Here is a 22,403-nt window from a genome sequence, read left to right on the forward strand (position 1 = left end):
GGGGACCCTGTGGGAGAGTAGGACGCCGCCGAACAATCATTGTGGGAAAGCCCCGCACCAGCCCTTACCGGCTCGGTGCGGGGCTTTTCTGCGTTTACGGGGCTTGCATACCCGAGCCCTTAGGTTTGAGTCATGGGCTATGACCTCGTCATCTTCGACAACGACGGCGTGCTGGTGGACAGTGAGCCGGTCGCCAACACGATCCTCGCCGGGTACCTCACCGAGTTGGGGCACCCCACCTCGTACCAGGACTCGCTGCGCGACTACATGGGTGCCGCCGTGCACCGGGTGCACGATCTCGTCCACGAGCGGACCGGTGAGCGGCTTCCCGCCGAGTTCGACGCCGTTCTGCACGCGCGGACCTTCGCCGCGTTCGAGCGGGAGCTGACCCCCGTCGCCGGCGTGGTCGATGTCCTCGGCGCGCTCACCGCGCACGGGGTGCCGTACTGCCTGGCCTCCTCCGGGAGTCACGAGCGGATCCGTGTCGGACACCGGGCGGCCGGACTCGACGGGTGGTTCGAGGAGGAGTGGATCTTCAGTTCGCAGGACGTGGGGAAGGGGAAGCCCGCTCCCGACCTGTTCCTGCACGCCGCCCGGACCATGGGCGTCGAACCCTCGCGGTGCGTCGTGATCGAGGACAGCCCGCTAGGGGTGCGGGCCGCCGTCGCCGCAGGGATGGACGTGTACGGGTTCACCGGGATGATGCCCGCCGAACGGCTGGCCGGAGCCACCGGGTTCTTCGGGGACATGAAGGAGCTGACGGGGCTTCTGGAACTCCCCGTGTGATCTCTCTACCCACGGGTAGCCCCCGGGCCTACGCTGTGCCGCCATGACAGAAGACGTACGGCTGCGCCGGGGCCGGGGCTCCCTGGGGTTCAGCTTCTTCGTGCAGGGCGTGACCTTCGCCCTCCTCGTGACGAGGATCCCCGCCATCCAGGACCGGTACGGGATATCCGACGGGCTGCTGCCCGCCTTCCTCGCCGCCGTGCCGATCCTCGCCGGGCTGTCCAGCGTCGCCACCGAGCACCTGGTGAAGCGGGTCCAGCCCAGCACCGTACTGCGGTGGGCGCAGCCGCTGGTACTGCTCGCCCTGCTGGGCGTCGGGGCCGGCGACCGGATGTGGCACGCGGCGCTGGCGCTGGGGGCGTTCGGGCTGTCCGTGGGTGCGCTCGACGCGTCGATGAACATGCTCGGCGTCAGCCTCCAGCGGGCGTACGGGCGCAGCATCATGCTCGGCTTCCACGCCGCGTACAGCCTGGGCGGGATCGTCGGGGCGTCCGCGGCGTGGGCCGGGGCGCACTGGCACCTGCCGCTGTTCACGTCGTACCTGCCGGCCGTGGCCGTGCTGCTGCCCCTCGCGTTCTACGGGAGCCGGTTCTACGTGAGCGGGCGCGGCGGCGAGGACCAGGGCGCGGAGCAGGGGCTGGGGGCCGGCGGGTTCGGACTGCTGCTGCCGCTGTGCCTGGTGATGGCGTGTGCGTACATCGGGGACTCGACCGTGTCGAACTGGAGCGCCAAGTACCTCCAGGACGTGCTGGGGAGCTCGGAGCAGCTGGCGACGGTCCCGTACAACGTGTACATGGTGACCACGCTGATCGGGCGGGCCGTCGGCGACCTGGGTGTGCGGCGTTTCGGGGCGGTGGCCGTCGTACGGACGGGGACGCTGGTCGCGGCCGGCGGGTTCGCGGTGGTGGCGGCGGCGCCCGGGGCGTGGACGGGGATGCTCGGGTTCACGCTGCTGGGGGTCGGGCTGTGCGTGATCGTGCCGCAGACTTTCGCGGCGGCGGGGCGCCTCTTCCCCGGATCTTCCGACACCGCCATCGCGCGGCTGAACATCTTCAACTACGTGGGTTTCCTTATCGGATCGCCGCTCGTCGGCGGGATCGGGGACGCCTGGAGCTACCGGGGTGCGATGCTCGTGCCGATGGCGCTGGTGCTGGTGACGCTCCTCCACGCCCGTTCGTTCGGGGCGGAGGCCGCCCGATACGGTGTCCGGCATGAGCGGCGAGCCGGTGACCGGGTTGTTGATGTGGGACGAGGCGGTAACGAGGTATGACTTCGGACCGAGCCATCCGATGGACCCGGTGCGCCTGGCGCTGACCATGGGCCTGGTGCGTGCCTTCGGGCTGGACCGGGAGATGGAGGTGCGGGCGGCCCGCGCGGCGGGCGACTCCACGCTGCGGCTGGTCCACCGGGAGGACTACGTGGCCGCGGTGCGCGAGGTGTCCGCGGACCCGGGGGTGGCCGACGGGTCGTACGGGCTGGGCACGATGGACGATCCGGCGTTCCACGGCATGCACGAGGCCTCGGCGCTGATCGCGGGGCAGTCGGTGGCGGCGGCGGAGGCGGTCTGGCGCGGGGAGGCCCAGCACGCGGTGAACTTCGCGGGCGGGCTGCACCACGCCATGCCGGGCGGGGCGGCCGGGTTCTGCGTGTACAACGACGCGGCGCTGGCGATCGCGCGGCTGCTGGAGCTGGGGGCCGAGCGGGTCGCGTACGTGGATGTGGACGTGCACCACGGGGACGGGGTCCAGGCGGCGTTCTGGGACGATCCGCGGGTGCTGACGATCTCGCTGCACGAGCATCCGCGGACGCTGTTCCCGCAGACGGGCTGGCCGCAGGAGACGGGCGGTCCGGCCGCGGAGGGTTCGGCGGTGAACGTGGCGCTGCCGGCCGGGACCGCGGACGAGGGGTGGCTGCGGGCGTTCCACGCGACGGTGCCCGAGCTGCTGGCGGATTTCCGGCCGCAGGTGCTGGTGACGCAGCACGGGGCGGACACGCACGTCGAGGACCCGCTGGCGCACCTGGCGGTGTCGCTGGACGCGCAGCGGGCGGTGCAGGAGTCCTGTCACCGGCTGGCGCACGAGTACGCGGGCGGCAGGTGGCTGGCGCTGGGCGGCGGCGGGTACGCGGTCGTGGACGTCGTACCGCGTTCGTGGACGCACCTGGTGGGGATCGCGGCGCACCGTCCGGTCGATCCGCAGTCGCCGGTGCCGGACGCGTGGCGGGACGAGGTGTACGCGCGGACGCGGCAGCCGGCGCCGGCGCGGATGACGGACGGGCGGACGGTCGCGTGGCGGGACTGGGAGGCGGGTTACGACCCGGCGGACCGGATCGATCAAGCCGTTCTGGCGACCCGGCGGGCGGTGTTCCCGTTGCGTGGTCTGCTCACGTAAGGCCTGGTTGCGGTGAAGCATCGTTACTCCAACGGTGGGGCCGTTCGCCGGAATTGATGCTCCGCCAGGTCGGGTGCGGCAGCATCGGAGGGTGTTGAGCACCGGCGCGCTGCGTGCGCATCTGCTGGCCGCCCGGTTGGCCGGGCCCGTCGCCACCTCGCGGGAGGAGAGCCTGCGCAGCTACCGGCTGTTCGCCGCGCGGGACCCGCGGGTGCTGCTGGGGCTGGATCCGGAGCGGGGCTGGGGCGAGGGTGAGCTGCTGGGGCTGATGGCGGCCAAGTGCGGGGTCTCGGCGGATCCGGCGCACGTCAGCGGGCCGGACGTGATCGATCCGGAGCTGACGCTGGCTGGTCTGGAGGCGTTCGCGGAGCGGCTGCGGAAGGCGGCCGGGGCGCGGTCGCCCGTGTTGTTCGGGACGGGTCATCCGCACCGTCTCCTGGAGTTCTACGCCAGTTTGGCGCGGGCCTTGTCGGCGGTGGGATGTGTTGTGCTCACCCCGGCGCAGGGGGTCGGTGTCGACATGGCGACCCGGTTCGGCGTACGCCGGCACAGCATCGATTACGTACGGGGAGTCGCGTTGGTGCGGGAACCCGGCGCGCGGCCCCCCGGGAGTGCCACCGGCGTGCACACCCATTCACCCCTGCCGGTTCGGATCGCGCTCGGGGCGCTGGCGGAGGCCGGCGGGCCGTTGCCGGAACTGGTGGTGGGGGATCACGGGTGGGTCTGCGGTGCAGGTCAGCTCGGTGTGGATGCGATCGGGCTGGCGGATACGGACGACCCGGCGCTGTTCGTCGGCGAGGCGGAGGGGCGCGTGGAGGTGGCCGTTCCGCTTGATGACGCGGTGCACGCGGACTACTACAGACCGCTCCTTCGGTATGTACTCGATCGGGCGAGTCTGCCGGGTGCACAGGAGTGGCCGTAGCTCCTCTTCCCCACTCGTATCACACGCCCCTACTCTGGGGAGTGAGCGTGCGACGACGAGGAGTAACCGGAGGGGAAGCCGGTGCCCGTCATGCGCGGAAGGTCAAGGTGTGTCATGGCTGCTGGCGAGAGGCCTCTTATCGAGGTTGCGTTCCTGACCGTGGCGGAGGTCGCCTCGGTGATGCGAGTGTCGAAGATGACCGTGTACCGCCTGGTGCACAACGGCCATCTGCCCGCAATCCGGGTGGGCCGGTCCTTCCGGGTCCCCGAGAACGCGGTTCACGAGTACCTCCGAGACTCCTATGTGGGGGTGGAGACGGCCTGAGATTGACCCGCGGTGTCCCTCGGATTACAAGCTCGGAGCTCGGGCGGGTAGGCTAGGCCGACGTAGGTCGTGTGGGCCCAGACGCCCCGCACCAGTGAAGAAGAAGTGAGCGAGGGTAGTCGTGGGCTCTGTTATCAAGAAGCGGCGCAAGCGGATGGCGAAGAAGAAGCACCGCAAGCTGCTCAAGCGCACCCGCGTCCAGCGCCGTAACAAGAAGTAAACGGCAGCTGTACGTGTTCTCCGCAGCCCCTCCACCATCCTGGTGGAGGGGCTGCGGTGTAGCCGGGGGACGACGAGGAAGGCGCTGAGCTCGTGGGGAAGGTCGTGCTCGTTACCGGGGCAGCCCGGCAGCTGGGGGGCCGCTTCGTGCGGCGCGTCCAGCGTGATCCTGAAGTCGATCGGGTCATCGCGGTCGACGCGGTGGCGCCGCCGCACCGGCTCGGGTCGGCGGAGTTCGTCCGTTTGGACATCAGGCAGTCGTCCATCGCCCGGGTGCTCGCCGAGCACGCCGTGGACACGGTGGTGCACCTCGCGGTGACCGGGAGCGGGGCGGGGCCGGGCGGTGCGGGCAGTGCCGTGAAGGAAACCAACGTCATCGGCACGATGCAGCTGTTGGGGGCCTGCCAGAAGTCGCCTACGGTGCGGCGGCTGGTGGTGAAGTCCAGTACCAGTGTGTACGGGGGCGCCTCGCGGGATCCGGCCGTCTTCACGGAGACCACGCAGCCCAAGTCGCTGCCGGCGGGGGGCTTCGCGAAGGACGCCGTCGAGGTCGAGTCGTACGTACGGGGCTTCGCGCGCAGGCGGCCCGACGTGGCGGTGTGCGTGCTGCGTTTCGCGAACATCCTGGGGCCGTACGCGGACTCCGCGCTCGCCGAGTACTTCTCGATGTCGGTGATGCCGACGGTGCTGGGGTACGACCCGCGGCTGCAGTTCGTCCACGAGGACGACGTGCTGGAGGTGCTGCGGCTGGCGGCGGGGGAGCCCCAGCGCGGGACGCTGAACAGCGGGACCTTCAACATCGCGGGGGACGGGGTGCTGCTGCTGTCGCAGTGTGCGCGCCGGCTGGGGCGGCCGACGGTGCCGCTGCTGCTGCCCGCGGTGACGTGGGTGGGGTCGGCGCTGCGGGCGGTGGGCGTCACCGATTTCTCGCCGGAGCAGATCAGACTCCTCACGCACGGGCGCGTCGTGGAGACGTCCCAGATGCGGGAGGTGCTGGGATTCAAGCCGATGTACACGACCGCCGAGACGTTCGCCGATTTCGCGCGCAGCCGGGGGAGCGGGCTGCTGCCGCCGGCGCGCGTCGGGCAGGCCGTGGACCGGGTCGCGGCCGTGCTGAACGTGGACGGCTCGAACGTCGGGGTTGCCGGAGTCGAAGAGGGAGCGCAGCGATAGTGGCGGACGCCAAGGTCATTCGGTTCGACGAGGACCGGCCGCGCCGGCGGGGCGCCGGGACCCGGAGGGTACGGGCGGTGCCCGCCCCCGCTCCGGAGCTGGTCGAGGAGGCCGTGGAGCCGGCCGCTGCGGAGCCGGGCGCCGAGGAGTCCGGTGGGGCCGCCTGGGACCGGCGGATCGCCGGCGGGCTGGCGTTCCTGCGGCGCAGGGTGACCGGGGACTACGAGGTCGACGAGTTCGGCTACGACAAGGAGCTGACGGACCAGGTCCTGATGTCCTTGATGCGGCCGCTGTTCGACAAGTACTTCCGGGTCGAGGTGAAGGGCATCGAGAACATCCCGGCCGAGGGCGGGGCGCTGATCGTGGCGAACCACTCGGGGACTCTCCCCTTGGACGGGCTGATGATGCAGGTGGCGGTCCACGACCACCACCCGGCGCAGCGGCACCTGCGGCTGCTGGCGGCGGACCTGGTGTTCATGCTGCCGGTGGTGAACGAGCTGGCGCGCAAGGCGGGTCACACGCTGGCGTGCTCGGAGGACGCTCAGCGGCTGCTGGAGGCCGGGGAACTGGTCGGGGTGATGCCTGAGGGCTTCAAGGGGATAGGGAAGCCGTTCGGCGACCGGTACAAGCTCCAGCGGTTCGGGCGGGGCGGGTTCGTGTCGACGGCGCTGCGGGCGGGGACGCCGATCGTGCCGTGCTCGATCGTGGGCGCGGAGGAGATCTACCCGATGGTCGGCAACGCCAAGACGGTGGCGCGGTTGCTGGGGATCCCGTACTTCCCGATCACGCCGACGTTCCCGTGGCTGGGGCCGTTGGGGGCGGTGCCGCTGCCGACGAAGTGGACGATCCAGTTCGGCGAGCCGATCGCGACGGACGGATACCCGCCGGAGGCGGCGGAGGACCCGATGCTGATGTTCAACCTGACGGACGAGGTCCGCGAGCAGATCCAGCACACGCTCTACAAGCTGCTGGTGCAGCGGAGGTCGGTGTTCTTCTGAGCCGGCGGGCGATCGCCGGCCGCTCGGGGCCCAACCCGGTGTCCACCGGACGGAGTCCGGTGCAGCCGGGCGAAGCCCGTGAGGCCCCCTGGGGCCGCGAACACCCAGGTGCATGACGCAGGCCCTCACCCCCGCTCGGGGATGAGGGCCTGCGGCCGTTCTGTCCTACTCGGCGTCCTCCGCCTTGAGCCCCAGACCCGGGAGGAGGCCCGGGAGGAGCGGCGGCAGGGTGATGTCCGGCTGTACGCGCTCCGGGGAGGACGAGGGCGCCGGGGTGTTCTGGCCCGCGGGCGGGTTGAGGAGATCGCCCGCGCCGCCCAGGAGGCCGCCGGGGGCGGGTGAGGGCTTGCCGCCGGTGGCCGTCGGCGGGGCCGGGCTGGCCGAGGGCGCGCCCGCCGCCGGTGCGGACTGGTGCTGTCCGGCCGGAGCGCTCGGCTTCGCGGGCGCACTGGAGCCGCGGCTCTGCTCAGGGGGCTTCGGGAGCATGCTCTGGAGCGGCGCCACGTCATCGTCTATGGCCTGGAAGACCGATTCGACTTCTCCGCCCACGTCGGTGAGCTGGGCCGGGAGCTTGTCCCGGAGCCTGCCCCACGCGTCGCGGTGGGAGCGGGAGAAGGACGACAGCGTCTGGATCGGGCCGAGCGAGCCGTCCCGTTCGTAGGCCGCCTGGAGGAGCCGGTGGCCCTCCGCCGCGTCGTGCTTCATGCCCGCGAGGGCCCGGCGGATCTCGCCGAGCGACTCGTGGTCCAGTACGCCCGTCCGGCCTCGTTCCATCAGCCTGCGGGCTTCCGACAGGCGGTTGGAGGCCTGGTCGAGGTACAGCTCGCCCCGGTCCGCGTCCTCGTCGGCCATCCCGAGCTTCAGATCCTCCATGCCCCGCTTGATCGGGTAGAGGGAGTCACCCGGGAGGGCGTCGGTGCTGGCAGCGGCCACGCCGCTGAAGGCCCCCGCGGCCACACCCACGGTGAGGCCGCCCGCTGCGATGCCCTTGGACCAGCGGGAGCGGGGCCGCAATTTCCGGAGCGAGGTCGCCCGGTGGGCGCCGCGGCCGGTCCGCTGCTCGGGCACCTGAGGGTCCGCGGCGGCACCGCCCCCGGCCCTCTCTTCCATCACCATGGCCTCCATGGCGGCCACGAGCTGGGCTCGTTGCACCACTTTGACCTCGGGGTCCAGCACCGGGCGCGGCATTCTTTCGCCGAGCGCGCTCGCCAGGGCCAACAACCGGTTGTGGTCGGCAGGTTCGGCAGGTGCCTCGGACTGCTCGGCCGCCGGGTCCGGTTCCGAAAGGTCGGATGGGGTCCGATCCTCCAGGGCCTGGGCGAAGGCGTTCGCCCGCCGGTGCGGAGTCACGTTCGCGATCACTGGCGGCACCTCCTCTCGTCATGACGATCGACTCCCCAAGGTGTCCGGAAGGTTGCCTTCCTTGAGCGCATCCACACTTTCGAGTGAGCGGCTTCGGGCAGGGCGTGTCCACAGGGAGCCTGCATTCCGCACAACGAGCGGCGCGGCACTTGGGTTACGGACGAAGGATGATCGGACCACAGCGTCATCGAGGGGTCACCGGTTGTGTGGATTGTCAGGAGGGTCGGACGGTGCGGGGGGTGGGCGGGACGTGGGGGACGGGGCGGGTGCGGGGGGTGGGGCAGGGGGAGGCGCCCGGTGGCGGTCCGGGGCCGGGCGGAGGTCAGCGGGCGTCGTCCGGGAGCAGACGGGCCAGGGTGCGGACCGCCCGGTACTGGAGCGTCTTGATGGCGCCCTCGTTCTTCCCCATCACCCGGGCGGTCTCGGCGACCGAGAGGCCCTGGAGGAAGCGCAGGGTCACGCACTCCTGCTGCTGGGGATTGAGCTTGCGCACGGCTTCCAGCAGGGCGGCGTTGGAGAGGGACTCCAGGACCGAGTCCTCGGGGGATCGTTCCACCTCGTTCGCGTCCAGCATTTCGCCCGTGGTCACTTCCAGGCGGAAGCGACTGGACTTGAAGTGGTCCGCGACCAGGTTGCGGGCGATCGTCACGAGCCAGGCGCCGAAGTCCCGGCCCTGCCAGGTGAAGGTGGAGATGCGGCGCAGCGCGCGCAGGAAGGTCTCACTGGTGAGGTCCTCCGCGGTCGCCTTGCCGCCGACGCGGTAGTAGATGTAGCGGTAGACCGTGTCGCTGTACTGGTCGTACAGCCGGCCGAAGGCCTCGGCCTCGCCGGCCTGCGCGCGTTCGACCAGGTCCATCATGCGGGCCTGGTCGCTGTCCGCGGTGGGGCGGCGGGCGGCGGGCGTGCTCGTTCCGGTGGCCGTTCCGCCTCCGCCGCCTCCCGCGCGACCGCGTCTGCCCACCGTCGCTCCGCCGTCGGTCAGGGCATAGCAAGGACCGGCCGGGCCGAGGCCGGCAGGGACCGCGGCGGCGAAGGCGGGGACGGCGTACGCGGTGGGGACGAAGCCGCGCAGGTGGTCGAGGACCGTTGCGCGCAGCGTAGCCAGGCCCGAGGCGTCAACCCCGACAGGTGGGTACACGGGACTCCCAGAGGCAGAGCTTCCATCACGTGCAGTGCGGGACCGTTCACCCGTCGTGGCGACAGATGGGCGGTGGCATGCGTTTGAGGAGAATAACGCTTCGTACAGGCAGCGCTACACCCAGTTGCTCAAATCACCGATTCCGACACTTCCGTTGCGTGTCCAAGGCATATTCGGTCGCAATTGGTGATCGGTTCTTGATCGGTTGGGCGCGCGGAATGGACGCTTCCACGCTGGCTCGCGACCGAGTCGCGCATACGGGAGTGCCCTGTGGGGCGCAGGGGTAGAGGTGGGGGAATGTCCGCGGCGCAGCGGGCCGACGGCGCACGCAAAGCCGCCCGGCGGGCCGCGGGGCGGCTCCGGCGCAGGCGGCGGCCGGGCGGTGGGGTGGGATGTCCTACTTGCGGCGGCGGTGCAGGGCGAGGGCGGCGGCCGCGCCGCCCGCGATGGCCCCGACCCCGGCGGCGGCGGGGACGCCGACCTTCACGGCCTTGCGGCCGGTCCGATAGTCGCGCAGTCGCCAGTCGTGTGCCCGGGCATGCTTGCGCAGTTTTGTGTCGGGATTGATCGCGTACGGATGTCCGACCAGCGACAGCATCGGAATGTCGTTGTGCGAATCGGAGTACGCCGCGCAGCGTTCGAGGTCGAGGCCCTCGGCGGCGGCCAGTGCCCGGACCGCCTCGGCCTTCGCGGGCCCGTGCAGCGGCTCGCCGACGAGCCGGCCGGTGTAGACGCCGTCGACGGACTCGGCGACCGTGCCGAGGGCGCCGGTCAGGCCGAGCCGGCGGGCGATGATCGTGGCGGTCTCCACGGGCGCGGCCGTGACGAGCCAGACCTTCTGCCCGGCGTCGAGGTGGGCCTGGGCCAGGGCGCGGGTGCCCGGCCAGATCCGCTCCGCCATGTACTCGTCGTAGATCTCCTCGCCGATCGCCATGAGCTCGCAGACCTTGTGGCCCTTGACGATGGACAGGGCGCTGTCGCGGGCGTCCTGCATGTGCTCGGGGTCCTCGACCCCGGCGAGCCGGAACCAGGCCTGCTGCCAGGCGAAGCGGGCGAGCTCGCGGCGGTGGAAGAACTCGCGCTTGTAGAGGCCGCGGCCGAAGTGGAAGATCGCGGCGCCCTGCATGACGGTGTTGTCGAGGTCGAAGAAGGCGGCGGCGAGGTCGTCGCCGGCTACGGGGAACTCGGGCTCGGCCGGTTCCGCTTCCGCGGGCCCGTCCGGTGGTCCGGCGTCCGCCTCGAGGGCCTGCGCGGTCTTGCGGGCGGCCTCGGCCGAGGCCTCGCCTGCCAGCACGCTCCGCGCGGTGGCGGAGCGCCTACGGGGGGTGAGCCATCCCAGAGCGGCCATGACGCGAGCATAGCCACTGTGTTCGGGAGTTCCCGAACCGAAGGGATGCCGGGGGCGTGAACTCTTCGGTGCCCTGGTGTTACGGGGCGGCGCGGGAGAATGGGGGCATGAGCCCTTTGCTGCGTCGTAAGGAAAAGAAGCGGCCCGGCGAGCGGTTGGTCACGCTCATCGGGAAGCCGGGGTGTCATCTGTGTGATGACGCCGAGGAAGTGATCGAAAAGGTCTGCGCGGAAGTCGGAGCGCAGTGGGAGAAGAAGGACATCTCGCAGGACGCCGAGCTGTACCGGCTGCACTGGGAGCAGATTCCGGTGGTGCTGGTGGACGGTGAGCAGCACACCTTCTGGAGAGTGAACCCGGACCGGTTGCGGCGGGCGTTGGAGGGCTGAGCCTCCTGCCGGTTACCATCATGGGCGATTTGTGGGGTCTCGGGGGCGTATCGATGAGGAGTGTGTACCGTTTTGCCCCCCTCGGGATTTGAACGGGTTCGGCGTGTTGTGGGTTCCCGTCCCGCACGCCCGGGCCGCGTGACCCCGGTCACTTTGCGCGGACAAAGCGGACACAATCTTTGTGCACGCGTTCACAAAGACATAGCCTGCTTTCGACGGGGCGGTCTTGGGACAAGTGACCGCCTGCAGCCCCGCTCATCCCGCAGGAGCATCGTGGCAACTGGCCGAACACACCGACCGGCGACCCGCAGCCGAGGTATTCCCGAGGCCACTGTCGCCCGGCTTCCGCTGTACTTGCGCGCACTCACCGCGCTCTCCGAGCGATCGGTGCCCACGGTGTCCTCCGAGGAGCTCGCGGCAGCCGCCGGAGTCAACTCCGCCAAGCTGCGCAAGGACTTCTCCTACCTGGGCTCGTACGGCACCCGCGGCGTCGGCTACGACGTCGAGTACCTCGTCTACCAGATCTCCCGCGAACTCGGCCTGACCCAGGACTGGCCGGTAGTGATCGTCGGCATCGGTAACCTCGGCGCGGCCCTCGCCAACTACGGCGGCTTCTCCGCGCGCGGGTTCCGCGTCGCGGCGCTCATCGACGCCGACCCCGCAATGGCCGGCAAGCCGGTCGCGGGCATGCCGGTGCAGCACACCGACGACCTCGAGAAGATCATCGAGGAGAACGGCGTCTCGATCGGCGTCATCGCGACCCCGGCGGGCGCCGCCCAGCAGGTGAGCGAGCGGCTGATCGCCGCCGGCGTCACCTCCATCCTGAACTTCGCGCCGACCGTGCTGTCCGTGCCGGACGGCGTCGACGTGCGCAAGGTCGACCTGTCGATCGAACTCCAGATCCTGGCGTTCCACGAGCAGCGCAAGGCGGGCGAGGAAGCCGCGGCCGGCGCCGGCTCCGCCGCCCCCCTGCCCTCCGCGGCCGGTGACGTCGCCGAGGCGGCCGCCGGTACCGCTGGTGCCGGGGGCTCCGGTGCGGCCCCCTCCGCGGCCGTCGAGCCGCCCGCCGGGCGCGCCGCCGCCGTCGCACGCAAGAACGGCCCCGAGGGCGACGTTCCGGCGGTGATGCCGGCATGAGTCTGCTCGTCGTAGGGCTGAGCCACCGCAGCGCGCCGGTGAGCGTGCTCGAACGCGCCTCCCTGTCGGCCGACGCGAAGGTCAAGCTGCTGCACGACACCCTCGCCGCAGAACCGGCGACGGAGGCGACGGTGCTCGCCACGTGCAACCGGATCGAGCTGTACGCGGACGTGGACAAGTTCCACGCCGGTGTGGCCGAGCTGTCGACCCTGCTCGCGCAGCACAGCGGCGTGGCACTGGAGGAGCTCACCCCCTACCTCTACGTCCACTACGAGGACCGGGCCGTCCACCACCTCTTCTCGGTGGCGTGCGGACTGGACTCGATGGTGATCGGCGAGGGCCAGATCCTCGGGCAGATCAAGGACGCGCTGGCGCTGGGGCAGGAGCTCCACACCGCGGGCCGCCTGATCAACGACCTGTTCCAGCAGGCGCTGCGCGTCGGCAAGCGGGCGCACTCCGAGACCGGGATCGACCGGGCCGGGCAGTCCCTGGTGACCTTCGGTCTCGAACAGTTGACCGCCGGGCGCGAGCCGGTCGACGTCTGGGCCAAGGACAAGCGGGCCCTGGTGATCGGCGCCGGTTCGATGTCCTCGCTGTCCGCCGCCACGCTCGCACGGGTGGGCGTCGCCGAGATCGTCGTGGCGAACCGCACTGCGGAGCGCGCGGACCGTTTGGTCGAGATTCTGGTTGCCTCAGGCACTGGGGTGGCCGCGCGCGCCGTCCCGATGACCTCGGTGGCCGACGAGCTGACACGAGTCGACGTCGTCGTCTCCTGCACGGGGGCCACCGGGCTGGTGCTCACCGGCGACGACGTGGCGGCGGCCGTGGCGGAGGGCCCCGCCGGGCCCGCCCCCCTGGCCCCCGCACCCCTGCCGGCCCCCGCACCGCGGACGACCCCGGCGCCCGCCGAGGCCGAGGTCCTGGCCCGGCTCGTCGCCGCGGCCGAGGCCGGGATGCGCCTCGCCGACGGCGGGGTGGCGCGGACCATCACCGCCGGTACCGACCGCGACGGGTGCCCCGTCGACGTCCCGGCCGGCGACGGGCGCGCCGCCCTCACCGGCGTCGACGCCAGCTCCCTCGAACTGCACGGCACGTGGGCCGACCAGGGCGAGGCGGCCGCGCAGCGCCAGCCCCGCAAGGGCGCCCGCAGCCTGGTCGACGTCGCACCCGTGCGGCTGGCCCTGCTGGACCTGGCCATGCCGCGCGACATCGACGCCGCCGTGCACCGCATCCCGGGCGTGCGGCTCGTCGACATCGAATCGCTCGCCGAGGCCTCGGCCGACGCGCCGATGGCCGCCGACGTGGACGCCGTACGCGCGATAGTGGCCGAAGAGGTGGCGGCCTTCGGGGCGGCACAGCGTGCCGCGCACATCACGCCGACCGTCGTCGCCCTGCGGGCGATGGCCGCCGAGGTCGTGGCCATGGAAGTGGCACGCCTCGACGGACGGCTCCCGGACTTGGACGAACGCCAGCGGGCCGAGGTCACCCAGACCGTGCGCCGCGTCGTCGACAAGCTCCTCCACGCGCCGACCGTGCGCGTCAAGCAGCTCGCGAGCGAGCCCGGCGGCGCCGGGTACGCCGAGGCGCTGCGCGAACTCTTCGACCTCGACCCGCAGACGGTGGCCTCCGTCAGCCGGGCGGACGCGGCCGGTCAGGCCGGACAGGTCGACCAGGCGGGACAGGCCGACCAGGCCGACCAGAACGACGACTCAGGACGGGCATCATGAATCCACGTCTCGACCAGCCCCTCCGGCTCGGCACGCGGCGCAGCAAGCTGGCCATGTCCCAGTCCGGCCATGTCGCCGACGCGGTACGGGCGATCACCGGCCGGCCCGTCGAGCTCGTGGAGATCACGACCTACGGTGACGTGTCGCGCGAGCACCTGGCGCAGATCGGCGGCACCGGCGTGTTCGTCACCGCGCTGCGCGACGCGCTGCTGCGCGGCGAGGTCGACTTCGCCGTCCACTCGCTGAAGGACCTGCCGACCACGCAGCCCGAGGAGCTCGTCGTCGCGGCCATGCCGCTGCGTGAGGACCCGCGCGACGCGCTCGTCGCCCGCGACGGCCTGACCTTCGAGCAGCTGCCCGACGGCGCCCGCATCGGTACCGGTTCGCCGCGCCGCACGGCGCAGCTGAACCACTACGCGCGCAGCCTCGGCAAGCGCATCGAGACCGTCGCGATCCGGGGGAACGTCGACACCCGGATCGGTTTCGTGCGCGACGGCGAGCTGGACGCCGTCGTCCTCGCCGCCGCCGGGCTCAACCGGATCGGCCGCGGTGACGAGGCGACCGACCTGCTCTCCGTGGACTGCGTGCTCCCGGCTCCGGGCCAGGGCGCCCTGGCCGTGGAGTGCCTCGCGTCCGACGCGGAGCTCATCGCTTCGCTCGGCAGGCTCGACGACCCGCACACCCGGGCCGCCGTGACCGCCGAGCGTTCCCTGCTCGCCGCCCTGGAGGCGGGCTGCAGCGCACCCGTGGGTGCGCTCGCCGATCTTCTGGCCGACGGCCAGGTTGTCAATGAAATGCGCCTGCGCGGCGTCGTCGGAACCCTCGACGGCTCGACGCTGGTGCAGCTGTCCACCACCGGTCCCGTGCCCCACTCGTACGACGAGGCCATGGCGCTCGGCCGCGAACTCGCGGACGAGATGCTGGCCAAGGGCGCGGCCGGTCTGATGGGGGAGCGGTCGCTTTGAACCCCACACGTCCCACCACCTCCGCCTTCGCGGCCGTCGCGGCCCACGGGCACGTCACCTTCCTCGGTGCCGGCCCCGGTGACCCGGGTCTGCTGACGCTGCGCGCCGTCGAGGCCCTCGCCGCCGCGGACGTCCTGATCGCGGAGCCCGAGGTGCTCGATGTCGTGCGCACGCATGCGCGCGCGGGAGTGGACACGCCTCAGCTGACGATTGCTGACGAAGTGTCAGCAGCCGCCGGTGTTCCGGTGATCCGGGACGCGGCCAATCTTGTCATGGAGGCCGCGCGCTCCGGCAGGCGGGTCGTCCGTGCCGTCACCGGCGACCCCGGCCTCGACGGGAACGCCGCCGAGGAGATGCTCGCCTGCGCCAACGGCGGCATCCCCTTCGAGGTGGTGCCCGGTGTCGCGACCGCCGTCGGCGTGCCCGCGTACGCGGGTGTGCCGCTGCGCGGGGACCAGGGCGCCGACGTGCGGTTCGTGGACGCGCGCAACGCCTCCGCGCGCTGCTGGAGCGAGGTCGGGGCCAGCGACGGCACCCTCGTCGTCTCCGCGACGCTGGAGACCGTCGCGAGCGCCGCCGCCGAGCTGGTGTCCGCCGGGCGTAAGCCCGACACCCCGCTCACGGTGACCGTCGCCGGCACGACGACGCGCCAGCGGACCTGGAACGCCACCCTCGGGACCATCGCCCAGGTGTTCAAGCAGGGCAAGGTGCTCCCGTCGCCCGAGGGCGCCCGGCCGGTCATAGCCGTGGTCGGTGAGCAGGGCGCCGCGGCGCGGCGCGAGGAGCTGGCCTGGTTCGAGTCGAAGCCGCTGTTCGGCTGGCGGGTCCTCGTACCGCGTACGAAGGAGCAGGCCGCTTCGCTCTCCGACCAGCTGCGTTCGTACGGCGCGGTGCCCCACGAGGTGCCGACCATCGCCGTGGAGCCGCCGCGCACCCCGCAGCAGATGGAGCGCGCGGTCAAGGGCCTGGTGACGGGCCGCTACGAGTGGATCGCCTTCACCTCGGTCAACGCCGTGAAGGCCGTCCGGGAGAAGTTCGAGGAGTACGGGCTCGACGCCCGGGCCTTCGCGGGCATCAAGGTCGCCGCCGTCGGCGAGCAGACCGCCGCCGCGCTCGTCGAGTTCGGCGTCAAGCCGGACCTGGTGCCGAGCGGCGAGCAGTCCGCGGCCGGCCTGCTGGAGGACTGGCCGCCGTACGACCCGGTCTTCGACCCGATCGACCGCGTCTTCCTGCCGCGCGCCGACATCGCGACCGAGACGCTGGTCGCGGGCCTGATAGAGCTCGGCTGGGAGGTCGACGACGTCACGGCCTACCGGACCGTGCGCGCGTCGCCGCCGCCGGCCGACACGCGGGAGGCGATCAAGGGCGGTGGCTTCGACGCCGTGCTCTTCACGTCGTCCTCGACGGTGCGCAACCTCGTCGGCATCGCCGGCAAGCCGCACAACGTGACCGTCATCGCGTGCATCGGGCCGGCCACCGCCAAGACGGCGGAGGAACACGGTCTGCGGGTCGACGTCCTGTCGCCGGAGCCGAGCGTGAGCAAGCTCGCCGAGGCGCTGGCCGAGTACGGCGCGGCGCGCCGCGAGGCGGCCAAGGAGGCCGGCGAGTCGGTGTCCCGCCCGAGCGAACGCCGGCCGGGCGCACGGCGACGCCGTACGACCTGACGGCGGGCAGATCCAACAGGGCCCGGACGCACCCGCGTCCGGGCCCTGAGCCGTCCCCCGGCCCTTCGGCCGTCCCCCGGCTCCCGGTTCGCGTGCCCGGGCCCGGCCCCCGGCCCTTCGGCTGGCGCCCGGCCCCCGGCCCCTTCGCCCCGCCCCGGCTCGTACTCGGCGCGTCTGCGGCGGGCCCGGCCCGGGGCGGCCGGGGCCACGGCCTACGCTGGATCCCGACTGTTCTCGAAGCGAAGCTCGAAGAGGCGACTGAGTATGAGCGCGTACGGATCCTTCCCCGGCTCGCGGCCCCGCCGGCTGCGCACCACCCCGGCGATGCGGCGGATGGTCGCGGAGAACCGGCTGCACCCGTCGGACCTGATCCTCCCGGCGTTCGTGCGGGAGGGCATCACCGAGCCCCTGGCCATCTCCGCGATGCCGGGCGTGGTCCAGCACACCCGCGACACGCTGCGCAAGGCGGCGGTCGAGGCCGTCGAGGCGGGCGTCGCGGGGATCATGCTGTTCGGTGTCCCGGCCGACGAGAACAAGGACGCGCTGGGCACGGCGGGCACCGAGCCGGACGGGATCCTCCAGCTCGCGATCCGCGACGTGAAGGCGGAGGTGGGCGACGATCTGGTGATCATGTCCGACCTGTGCCTGGACGAGTACACCGACCACGGCCACTGCGGTGTCCTGGACGAGCACGGGCGCGTCGACAACGACGCCACCCTGGAGCGGTACGCCGAGATGGCCCAGGTCCAGGCCGACGCGGGCGTCCACGTGGTCGGCCCGAGCGGCATGATGGACGGCCAGGTCGGCGTCATCCGCGACGCGCTCGACGAGACCGGACACGAGGACGTCTCGATCCTCGCGTACACGGCGAAGTACTCGTCGGCCTTCTACGGCCCGTTCCGCGAGGCCGTCGCCTCGTCGCTCCAGGGCGACCGCAAGACCTACCAGCAGGACCCGGCGAACGCCCGGGAGTCCCTGCGCGAGTTGGCGCTCGACCTGGAGGAGGGCGCGGACATGGTGATGGTCAAGCCGGCCGGCCCGTACCTGGACATCCTGTACCGGGTCGCGCAGGCGGTCGACGTCCCGGTGGCCGCGTACCAGATCAGCGGCGAGTTCGCGATGATCGAGGCGGCGGCGGAGAAGGGCTGGATCGAGCGCGACCGGGCCATCCTGGAGACGCTGCTGGGCATCAAGCGGGCCGGCGCGGACACGATCCTCACCTACTGGGCCACGGAGGTCGCGGGCTGGCTCCGCGAAGCCCGCTGACCCCGGCGGGTCAGCGCAGGGGCCAGGTCCGGCCGGACCCGGCCGGCGGCCCGTCCCGCCAGACCCGCGGCCAGACCCGCCACCACGGCCGCCGCCACGCCCGCCACCACCACCCCGGCCCCGCCACCGCCCGCCGCGCTCCGCCCATGCGGGGCAGCGTAGGCGGGGCCGTGGCGGGAGCTCACGGAGCGGGACGGGAGTCCGTCAGTCCGCGGTGCCGGAGTTCATGGCCGACCGGCGGTAGCGGTACAGCTGCCGGGACGTGTACGCCACGAACGGCACGGCGACCGCGGGCACGACCCACCACGGCAGACCGATCACGAACGCGGGGATCGCCACGTCGGCGCAGGTGACCGCCGAGCCGATGACCAGCGGCTTTCCGAGGGCCCGCCAGGTCCAGGGCCGACGCCCGCCGAGCCCGGCCGCATACGCCACGGCGAAGCACGGCCCCAGGGCCGCCAAGAGGCCCGCGAACGTGCCGAGACCGGCCGTGATCTGCGCTTCGTCGCGCGGTTCGGCGGCGGAACCCTGCCGGAGGCCGTCCTTGACGAGCGCCATGACGGTGCCGCGCCAGACGACGCCGGTCACCTGCTCGCCGGCCGTGAGCCGCGCCAGTACGGGCCCCGGATCCCCGAAGCGCACGGTCCCGTTCCCGGCGGGCCCGCCGGAGAGGACGGCCTCGAACCTGCCGCCGCGTCCGTTCCTCTCGACCACCGTCCCGTCGACGGTGAACGGGGCGGTGGTACGCGTTTCCCCCCGCCTCAGCCTTCACGGCCACGGATGGCCGGGCAACCGGTTTGAACGGCAACGGCCGCCGGCTCAGGGCCAGTCGACGATGGCGGCGAACACGAGATGGTCCAGGACGACGAGGGCGGGGGCGAGCACCGCGAACCCGATGCGGCGGGCGGAGTACCGCCGCTGCCGCGGGAGCGCCCAGCAGATCACCAGCACGGCCAGGACGAGCAGCAGGCCGGTGGTGAAGACGGGGAAGGCGATGTCGTACGAGGCGTCGAACCGGTCGCTCGCGGCGTCCTCGCAGGAGTCGCAGGCCATGGGGGACAGCCCGGCGAAGAAGAACGCGACGAGGGCCATCGGCAGCGTCAGCAGCGTGGAGACGAGCGGTGCGACGAAGGCGCGGCGGTTGCGGGAGGTGCCGGGGTCGTGGTCCTGCCCGTGGTGCTGGTTCATGACCCCAGTCAACTGTGGCGGAGGGGGCGGCACATGAGTGCGGATACTCAGGTCGGGGCCAACGCAAGAACCCGCTCCCACGGCGATCACGCTCGCGGGGGCGGGCTCTTCGGGGGCCGGTCCGGTCAGCCGGGGAAGCCGAGCAGCAGGGCGGCGACGACCGGGGCCATGTAGACGAGGGGGAAGGGTGCGTGACCGAAGGCCCGGGCCCGGAGGACGGCGATCACGGCCCCGGTGAAGTACAGGATCAGGCCCGTGGCGGCGAGCAGGCCGATCACCGGGACGAAGAGGCCGACGAGGAGGCCGACGCCGCCCGCGGTCTTCGCCGCGCCCAGCAGGTTCCACCACGACCGGGGGACCCCGTACTCGGCCAGCGGCTCGACGACGTACTTGGCGCGGAGGAAGACCGAGGCGCCCGAGAAGGCCGACATGACAGCGGCGACGACGGTGACGACGGTTGCGGTGGTGGACATCGGATGCTCCTCATCGGGCGGCTTCGTTGAGCTCTTCACTCCCATGACCCGCCGCGCCGCACGTGTGTGACAGCCGGCCGGAAAAATCTTCAACGGACGGGCTCCGACCGGCTCCGACCTGCTCCAACCGGCTCCGACCGGCCCTGCTCTCCCCGCTCGCGCTTCCGGCGCCCCTGGCGCACCCTGGAGGGACGGGTGACCCCCTGGAGGTGATGCACCATGCCCACACTCGTCGGGTGGCACGTGGAGCTCGAATTCACCGAGGAAGGCCATCGCACCAGCGCGGCGGCCATGGTCAGGCTCGGCGACGGCTCCGAGATGAGGGCGCACGGCTACGCCATGCGTCACCCCTCCGACCCGGAGCAGCTGCGGGTCGGGGAAGAGATCGCAGGCGCTCGCGCGCTGATGGATCTCGCGTCCCAGATGCTGCAGAAGGCCCACTCGGAAATCGACGAGGCCACGGGTCGGCACTCTTACCCCATCAGTCACTGACCCACGACGTGCAGGTGCACGTGAGGGGGCCCGGAAACCCCTCACGTGCACCCGTGCGTCCCCGGGCCGGCGCTGCTAGCTTCTGAAGTCCGGATCGTTCGGATCGATCGGCTGGGGGGCCCGATGTCGCGTCCGTTGCGGTGGGTTGTCGTCGTCGTGGGTTCGGCGGTGGTGTTCTTCGTCTGTTTCGGGCTTGCCCGGGCGGACCCGTTCGGCTGGCTGCCGCAGGAGGACTCCGACGCCGTCGCCGTGGCCGCCGGGTTCGCCGGGGCCATGACCGCGGCCCTCGGGCTGGCCGGCGGCTGGTGGGCCGGTACGGCGCCCACCGGCCCTGCGGCCACGCCGCTCCCGGAGCGCCCCGTACGGCAGAAGGCCACGGCGTCGGGCACCTCGCAGATCAGCCAGGCCGCCGGGGCCCGTCCGGCGGGACCGGTGGAGCAGGAGGCCACCGCCCGGGACGACAGCCGGATCAGGCAGTCCGGCGGTGACGACCGGAGCGGTCCGTGAGCGACGCGCGTCCCGCGGCCCGTGCCCTTGATGAGCCCGTCGGTACATGACCGACGCCCGCCCCTGGAACGACGGCGGCCCCGCCTCCCGGTGAGGGGGGCGGGGCCGCCGTGCGTGACCGGGAGCCGTCAGAGGCGCTCGGGGGTGCGGATGCCCAGCAGGGACATGCCCTTGGAGAGCGTCCGGGCGGTCAGGTCGCACAGGAACAGGCGGTTCTCGGCGACGACGGGCTCCGGCTCCGGCTTGATGACCGGGCACTGGTCGTAGAACGTCGTGAACAGCGAGGACAGCTGGTAGAGGTACGCGGCCAGCTTGTGCGGGGCGTGCTCGGCGGCGGCCTCGGCGATCAGCTCGCCGAACCCGTCCAGGTGCAGGCCCAGCGCCCGCTCGGCCGGGGCCAGCTCCAGCTCCGGGTGCGCGACCGGGGTGCGCTCGCCCGCCTTGCGCAGGATCGACTTGATGCGGGCGTACGCGTACTGGAGGTACACGGACGTGTCGCCGTTCAGCGAGACCATCTGGTCCAGGTCGAACTTGTAGTCGCGCGCGGCCGAGGTGGACAGGTCCGCGTACTTCACGGCGCCGATGCCGACGTACTGGCCGTTCTCGACGATCTCCGCCTCCGACAGGCCGACCTTCTCCGCCTTCTCGCGGACGACGGCCGTGGCCCGGTCCACCGCCTCGTCCAGCAGGTCCACCAGCCGGACCGTCTCGCCCTCGCGGGTCTTGAACGGCTTGCCGTCCTTGCCGAGGACCGTGCCGAAGGCCAGTTGTACGGCCTTGGTGTCGTCGTTCAGCCAGCCGGCCCGGCGGGCCGTCTCGAAGACCATCTTGAAGTGCAGCGACTGGCGGGCGTCGACCACGTAGATGAGGGTGTCGGCCTTCAGGTTGCCGACGCGGTCGCGGATCGCCGACAGGTCGGTCGCGGCGTAGCCGAAGCCGCCGTCCGACTTCTGGACGATCAGCGGGGTCGGGTTGCCGTCCGGGCCCTTGTACTCGTCGAAGAACACGCACAGCGCACCGTTGGAGCGGACGGCGACGCCCGACTCCTCCAGCAGCTTGCACGTCTCGACCAGCATGTCGTTGTAGCCGGACTCGCCGACGACGTCGCGGTCCTGGATGTCCATGTCCAGCTTGTCGAAGACGGAGTAGAAGTAGATCTTCGACTCGTCGACGAACCGCTGCCACAGCGCGAGGGTCTGCGGCTCGCCCGCCTGGAGGTCGACGACCCGGGCCCGCGCCCGCGTCTTGAACTCCTCGTCGGAGTCGAAGAGCGCCCGCGAGGCCTTGTACAGGCGGTTCAGGTTGGACATGGCCTCCTCGCCGGAGACCTCCTCCGACTTGTGGTCCAGCTCGTGCGGGTGCTCCAGGAGGTACTGGATGAGCATGCCGAACTGGGTGCCCCAGTCGCCGATGTGGTGGCGCCGGACCACCTTCTCGCCCGTGAACTCCAGGATCTCGACCATCGCCGCGCCGATGACCGCGGACCGCAGGTGGCCGACGTGCATCTCCTTCGCGACGTTCGGCTGCGCGTAGTCGATCACCGTCGTGCCGGCGTTCGCGGCGTACGGCACGCCGAGGCGGTCGTCGCCGGCGCGCGCGGCGAGGGTCTCGATGATCGCCCGGTCGGAGACCGTGATGTTGAGGAAGCCGGGGCCCGAGACCTCGATCTCCTTGATCAGGTCACCGGAGGCCAGGGAGTCGACCACGGTCGTCGCCAGCTCGCGCGGGTTGGCCTTGGCCTTCTTCGCGAGCGCCAGGATGCCGTTGGCCTGGAAGTCGGCCCGGTCGCTTCGTCGCAGCAGCGGGTCGGCGCCACCGGCCTCCGGCAGGGCCGAGGCGAGGGCGTCCGCGACGCGCTGATTGACGGAAGAAGCGAGGGAAGGGACCGAGGCCATGAGCTGCCGTTCCTGTGAGGTCGTGCTGGTGGTTGCACTTGGT

Annotated in this window: 23 protein-coding genes; 16 read left to right on the forward strand and 7 right to left on the reverse strand. The window is 71.9% G+C overall.

Annotated features, from left to right (window positions below):
* Nucleotides 1-132 precede the first annotated feature (132 nt).
* The 8 genes from ACIPK4_RS15440 (at nucleotide 133) to ACIPK4_RS15475 (ending at nucleotide 6,812) form a co-directional block, all read left to right on the forward strand.
* The gene (locus ACIPK4_RS15440; protein WP_402312979.1) at nucleotides 133-786 is read left to right on the forward strand and encodes an HAD family hydrolase; all 654 of its coding nucleotides are present in this window, start codon (nucleotides 133-135) and stop codon (nucleotides 784-786) included.
* A 43-nt stretch (nucleotides 787-829) separates the two neighbouring features.
* Nucleotides 830-2,056: an MFS transporter gene (locus ACIPK4_RS15445; protein ID WP_402312981.1), complete on the forward strand. Its 1,227-nt coding sequence runs from the start codon at nucleotides 830-832 to the stop codon at nucleotides 2,054-2,056.
* Nucleotides 2,028-3,176, forward strand: a complete 1,149-nt coding sequence (locus ACIPK4_RS15450) for an acetoin utilization protein AcuC (protein WP_402313638.1) — start codon at nucleotides 2,028-2,030, stop codon at nucleotides 3,174-3,176. Before ACIPK4_RS15445 ends, ACIPK4_RS15450 begins: the two co-directional genes overlap by 29 nt.
* 91 nt (nucleotides 3,177-3,267) lie before the next feature.
* A complete protein-coding gene (locus ACIPK4_RS15455) occupies nucleotides 3,268-4,098 on the forward strand; it encodes a phosphatase (RefSeq protein ID WP_402312983.1) in 831 nt (276 codons plus the stop codon).
* A gap of 114 nt (nucleotides 4,099-4,212) precedes the next feature.
* On the forward strand, nucleotides 4,213-4,422 hold the full coding sequence (locus ACIPK4_RS15460) for a helix-turn-helix domain-containing protein (RefSeq protein WP_159044166.1): 210 nt from the start codon (nucleotides 4,213-4,215) through the stop codon (nucleotides 4,420-4,422).
* A 121-nt stretch (nucleotides 4,423-4,543) separates the two neighbouring features.
* A complete protein-coding gene (locus ACIPK4_RS15465; protein ID WP_003948845.1) occupies nucleotides 4,544-4,642 on the forward strand; it encodes a 30S ribosomal protein bS22 in 99 nt (32 codons plus the stop codon).
* A gap of 92 nt (nucleotides 4,643-4,734) precedes the next feature.
* A complete protein-coding gene (locus ACIPK4_RS15470; RefSeq protein ID WP_054223260.1) occupies nucleotides 4,735-5,814 on the forward strand; it encodes an NAD-dependent epimerase/dehydratase family protein in 1,080 nt (359 codons plus the stop codon).
* The gene (locus ACIPK4_RS15475; protein WP_402312986.1) at nucleotides 5,814-6,812 is read left to right on the forward strand and encodes a lysophospholipid acyltransferase family protein; all 999 of its coding nucleotides are present in this window, start codon (nucleotides 5,814-5,816) and stop codon (nucleotides 6,810-6,812) included. Before ACIPK4_RS15470 ends, ACIPK4_RS15475 begins: the two co-directional genes overlap by 1 nt.
* A 165-nt stretch (nucleotides 6,813-6,977) precedes the next feature.
* On the opposite strand, the gene ACIPK4_RS15480 is transcribed toward ACIPK4_RS15475, so the two are convergent.
* The 3 genes from ACIPK4_RS15480 to ACIPK4_RS15490 all read right to left on the reverse strand — a co-directional run bounded on the left by ACIPK4_RS15480 (nucleotide 6,978) and on the right by ACIPK4_RS15490 (nucleotide 10,660).
* On the reverse strand, nucleotides 6,978-8,174 hold the full coding sequence (locus ACIPK4_RS15480) for a DUF5667 domain-containing protein (RefSeq protein WP_402312988.1): 1,197 nt from the start codon (nucleotides 8,172-8,174) through the stop codon (nucleotides 6,978-6,980).
* 322 nt (nucleotides 8,175-8,496) lie between these two features.
* The gene (locus ACIPK4_RS15485; RefSeq protein WP_054223263.1) at nucleotides 8,497-9,312 is read right to left on the reverse strand and encodes an ECF subfamily RNA polymerase sigma factor, BldN family; all 816 of its coding nucleotides are present in this window, start codon (nucleotides 9,310-9,312) and stop codon (nucleotides 8,497-8,499) included.
* A gap of 397 nt (nucleotides 9,313-9,709) precedes the next feature.
* The gene (locus tag ACIPK4_RS15490; protein ID WP_402312991.1) at nucleotides 9,710-10,660 is read right to left on the reverse strand and encodes an HAD family hydrolase; all 951 of its coding nucleotides are present in this window, start codon (nucleotides 10,658-10,660) and stop codon (nucleotides 9,710-9,712) included.
* Nucleotides 10,661-10,767: 107 nt separating this feature from the next.
* On the opposite strand from ACIPK4_RS15490, the gene ACIPK4_RS15495 reads away from it, so the two are divergent.
* From ACIPK4_RS15495 to hemB, 6 genes are all read left to right on the forward strand, one after another.
* Nucleotides 10,768-11,046: a glutaredoxin family protein gene (locus ACIPK4_RS15495; protein WP_402312994.1), complete on the forward strand. Its 279-nt coding sequence runs from the start codon at nucleotides 10,768-10,770 to the stop codon at nucleotides 11,044-11,046.
* Between the two features lie 273 nt (nucleotides 11,047-11,319).
* Nucleotides 11,320-12,183: a redox-sensing transcriptional repressor Rex gene (locus tag ACIPK4_RS15500; RefSeq protein WP_054223265.1), complete on the forward strand. Its 864-nt coding sequence runs from the start codon at nucleotides 11,320-11,322 to the stop codon at nucleotides 12,181-12,183.
* On the forward strand, nucleotides 12,180-13,910 hold the full coding sequence (locus tag ACIPK4_RS15505) for a glutamyl-tRNA reductase (RefSeq protein ID WP_402312996.1): 1,731 nt from the start codon (nucleotides 12,180-12,182) through the stop codon (nucleotides 13,908-13,910). The genes ACIPK4_RS15500 and ACIPK4_RS15505 overlap by 4 nt, the downstream gene beginning before the upstream one ends.
* Nucleotides 13,907-14,875, forward strand: coding sequence for a hydroxymethylbilane synthase (hemC, locus tag ACIPK4_RS15510; protein ID WP_402312998.1), 969 nt, complete (start codon nucleotides 13,907-13,909; stop codon nucleotides 14,873-14,875). Before ACIPK4_RS15505 ends, hemC begins: the two co-directional genes overlap by 4 nt.
* A complete protein-coding gene (locus tag ACIPK4_RS15515; RefSeq protein WP_402313000.1) occupies nucleotides 14,872-16,539 on the forward strand; it encodes a uroporphyrinogen-III synthase in 1,668 nt (555 codons plus the stop codon). The genes hemC and ACIPK4_RS15515 overlap by 4 nt, the downstream gene beginning before the upstream one ends.
* A 264-nt stretch (nucleotides 16,540-16,803) precedes the next feature.
* Entirely contained in the window at nucleotides 16,804-17,805 is a 1,002-nt protein-coding gene (gene hemB, locus ACIPK4_RS15520) for a porphobilinogen synthase (protein WP_402313002.1), read from the forward strand.
* Between the two features lie 204 nt (nucleotides 17,806-18,009).
* Here hemB and ACIPK4_RS15525 read toward each other — a convergent pair whose 3' ends face one another.
* The 3 genes from ACIPK4_RS15525 to ACIPK4_RS15535 form a co-directional block, all read right to left on the reverse strand.
* Nucleotides 18,010-18,519 (reverse strand): hypothetical protein, encoded by a 510-nt coding sequence (locus tag ACIPK4_RS15525; protein WP_402313004.1) that lies wholly within the window; start codon nucleotides 18,517-18,519, stop codon nucleotides 18,010-18,012.
* Between the two features lie 105 nt (nucleotides 18,520-18,624).
* Entirely contained in the window at nucleotides 18,625-18,993 is a 369-nt protein-coding gene (locus ACIPK4_RS15530) for a hypothetical protein (RefSeq protein WP_402313006.1), read from the reverse strand.
* 125 nt (nucleotides 18,994-19,118) lie between these two features.
* Nucleotides 19,119-19,466, reverse strand: coding sequence for a DoxX family protein (locus ACIPK4_RS15535; protein WP_054223270.1), 348 nt, complete (start codon nucleotides 19,464-19,466; stop codon nucleotides 19,119-19,121).
* Nucleotides 19,467-19,685: 219 nt separating this feature from the next.
* On the opposite strand from ACIPK4_RS15535, the gene ACIPK4_RS15540 reads away from it, so the two are divergent.
* A complete protein-coding gene (locus ACIPK4_RS15540) occupies nucleotides 19,686-19,958 on the forward strand; it encodes a DUF1876 domain-containing protein (protein WP_030864490.1) in 273 nt (90 codons plus the stop codon).
* Nucleotides 19,959-20,081: 123 nt separating this feature from the next.
* Complete coding sequence (locus tag ACIPK4_RS15545; RefSeq protein WP_402313009.1) at nucleotides 20,082-20,465, forward strand: hypothetical protein; 384 nt, start codon at nucleotides 20,082-20,084, stop codon at nucleotides 20,463-20,465.
* Between the two features lie 128 nt (nucleotides 20,466-20,593).
* Here ACIPK4_RS15545 and argS read toward each other — a convergent pair whose 3' ends face one another.
* Nucleotides 20,594-22,360, reverse strand: coding sequence for an arginine--tRNA ligase (gene argS, locus ACIPK4_RS15550; protein ID WP_402313011.1), 1,767 nt, complete (start codon nucleotides 22,358-22,360; stop codon nucleotides 20,594-20,596).
* Between the last annotated feature and the right edge of the window lie 43 nt (nucleotides 22,361-22,403).

This window comes from Streptomyces sp. NPDC086989, from assembly GCF_044745505.1.
GTDB lineage: Bacteria > Actinomycetota > Actinomycetes > Streptomycetales > Streptomycetaceae > Streptomyces.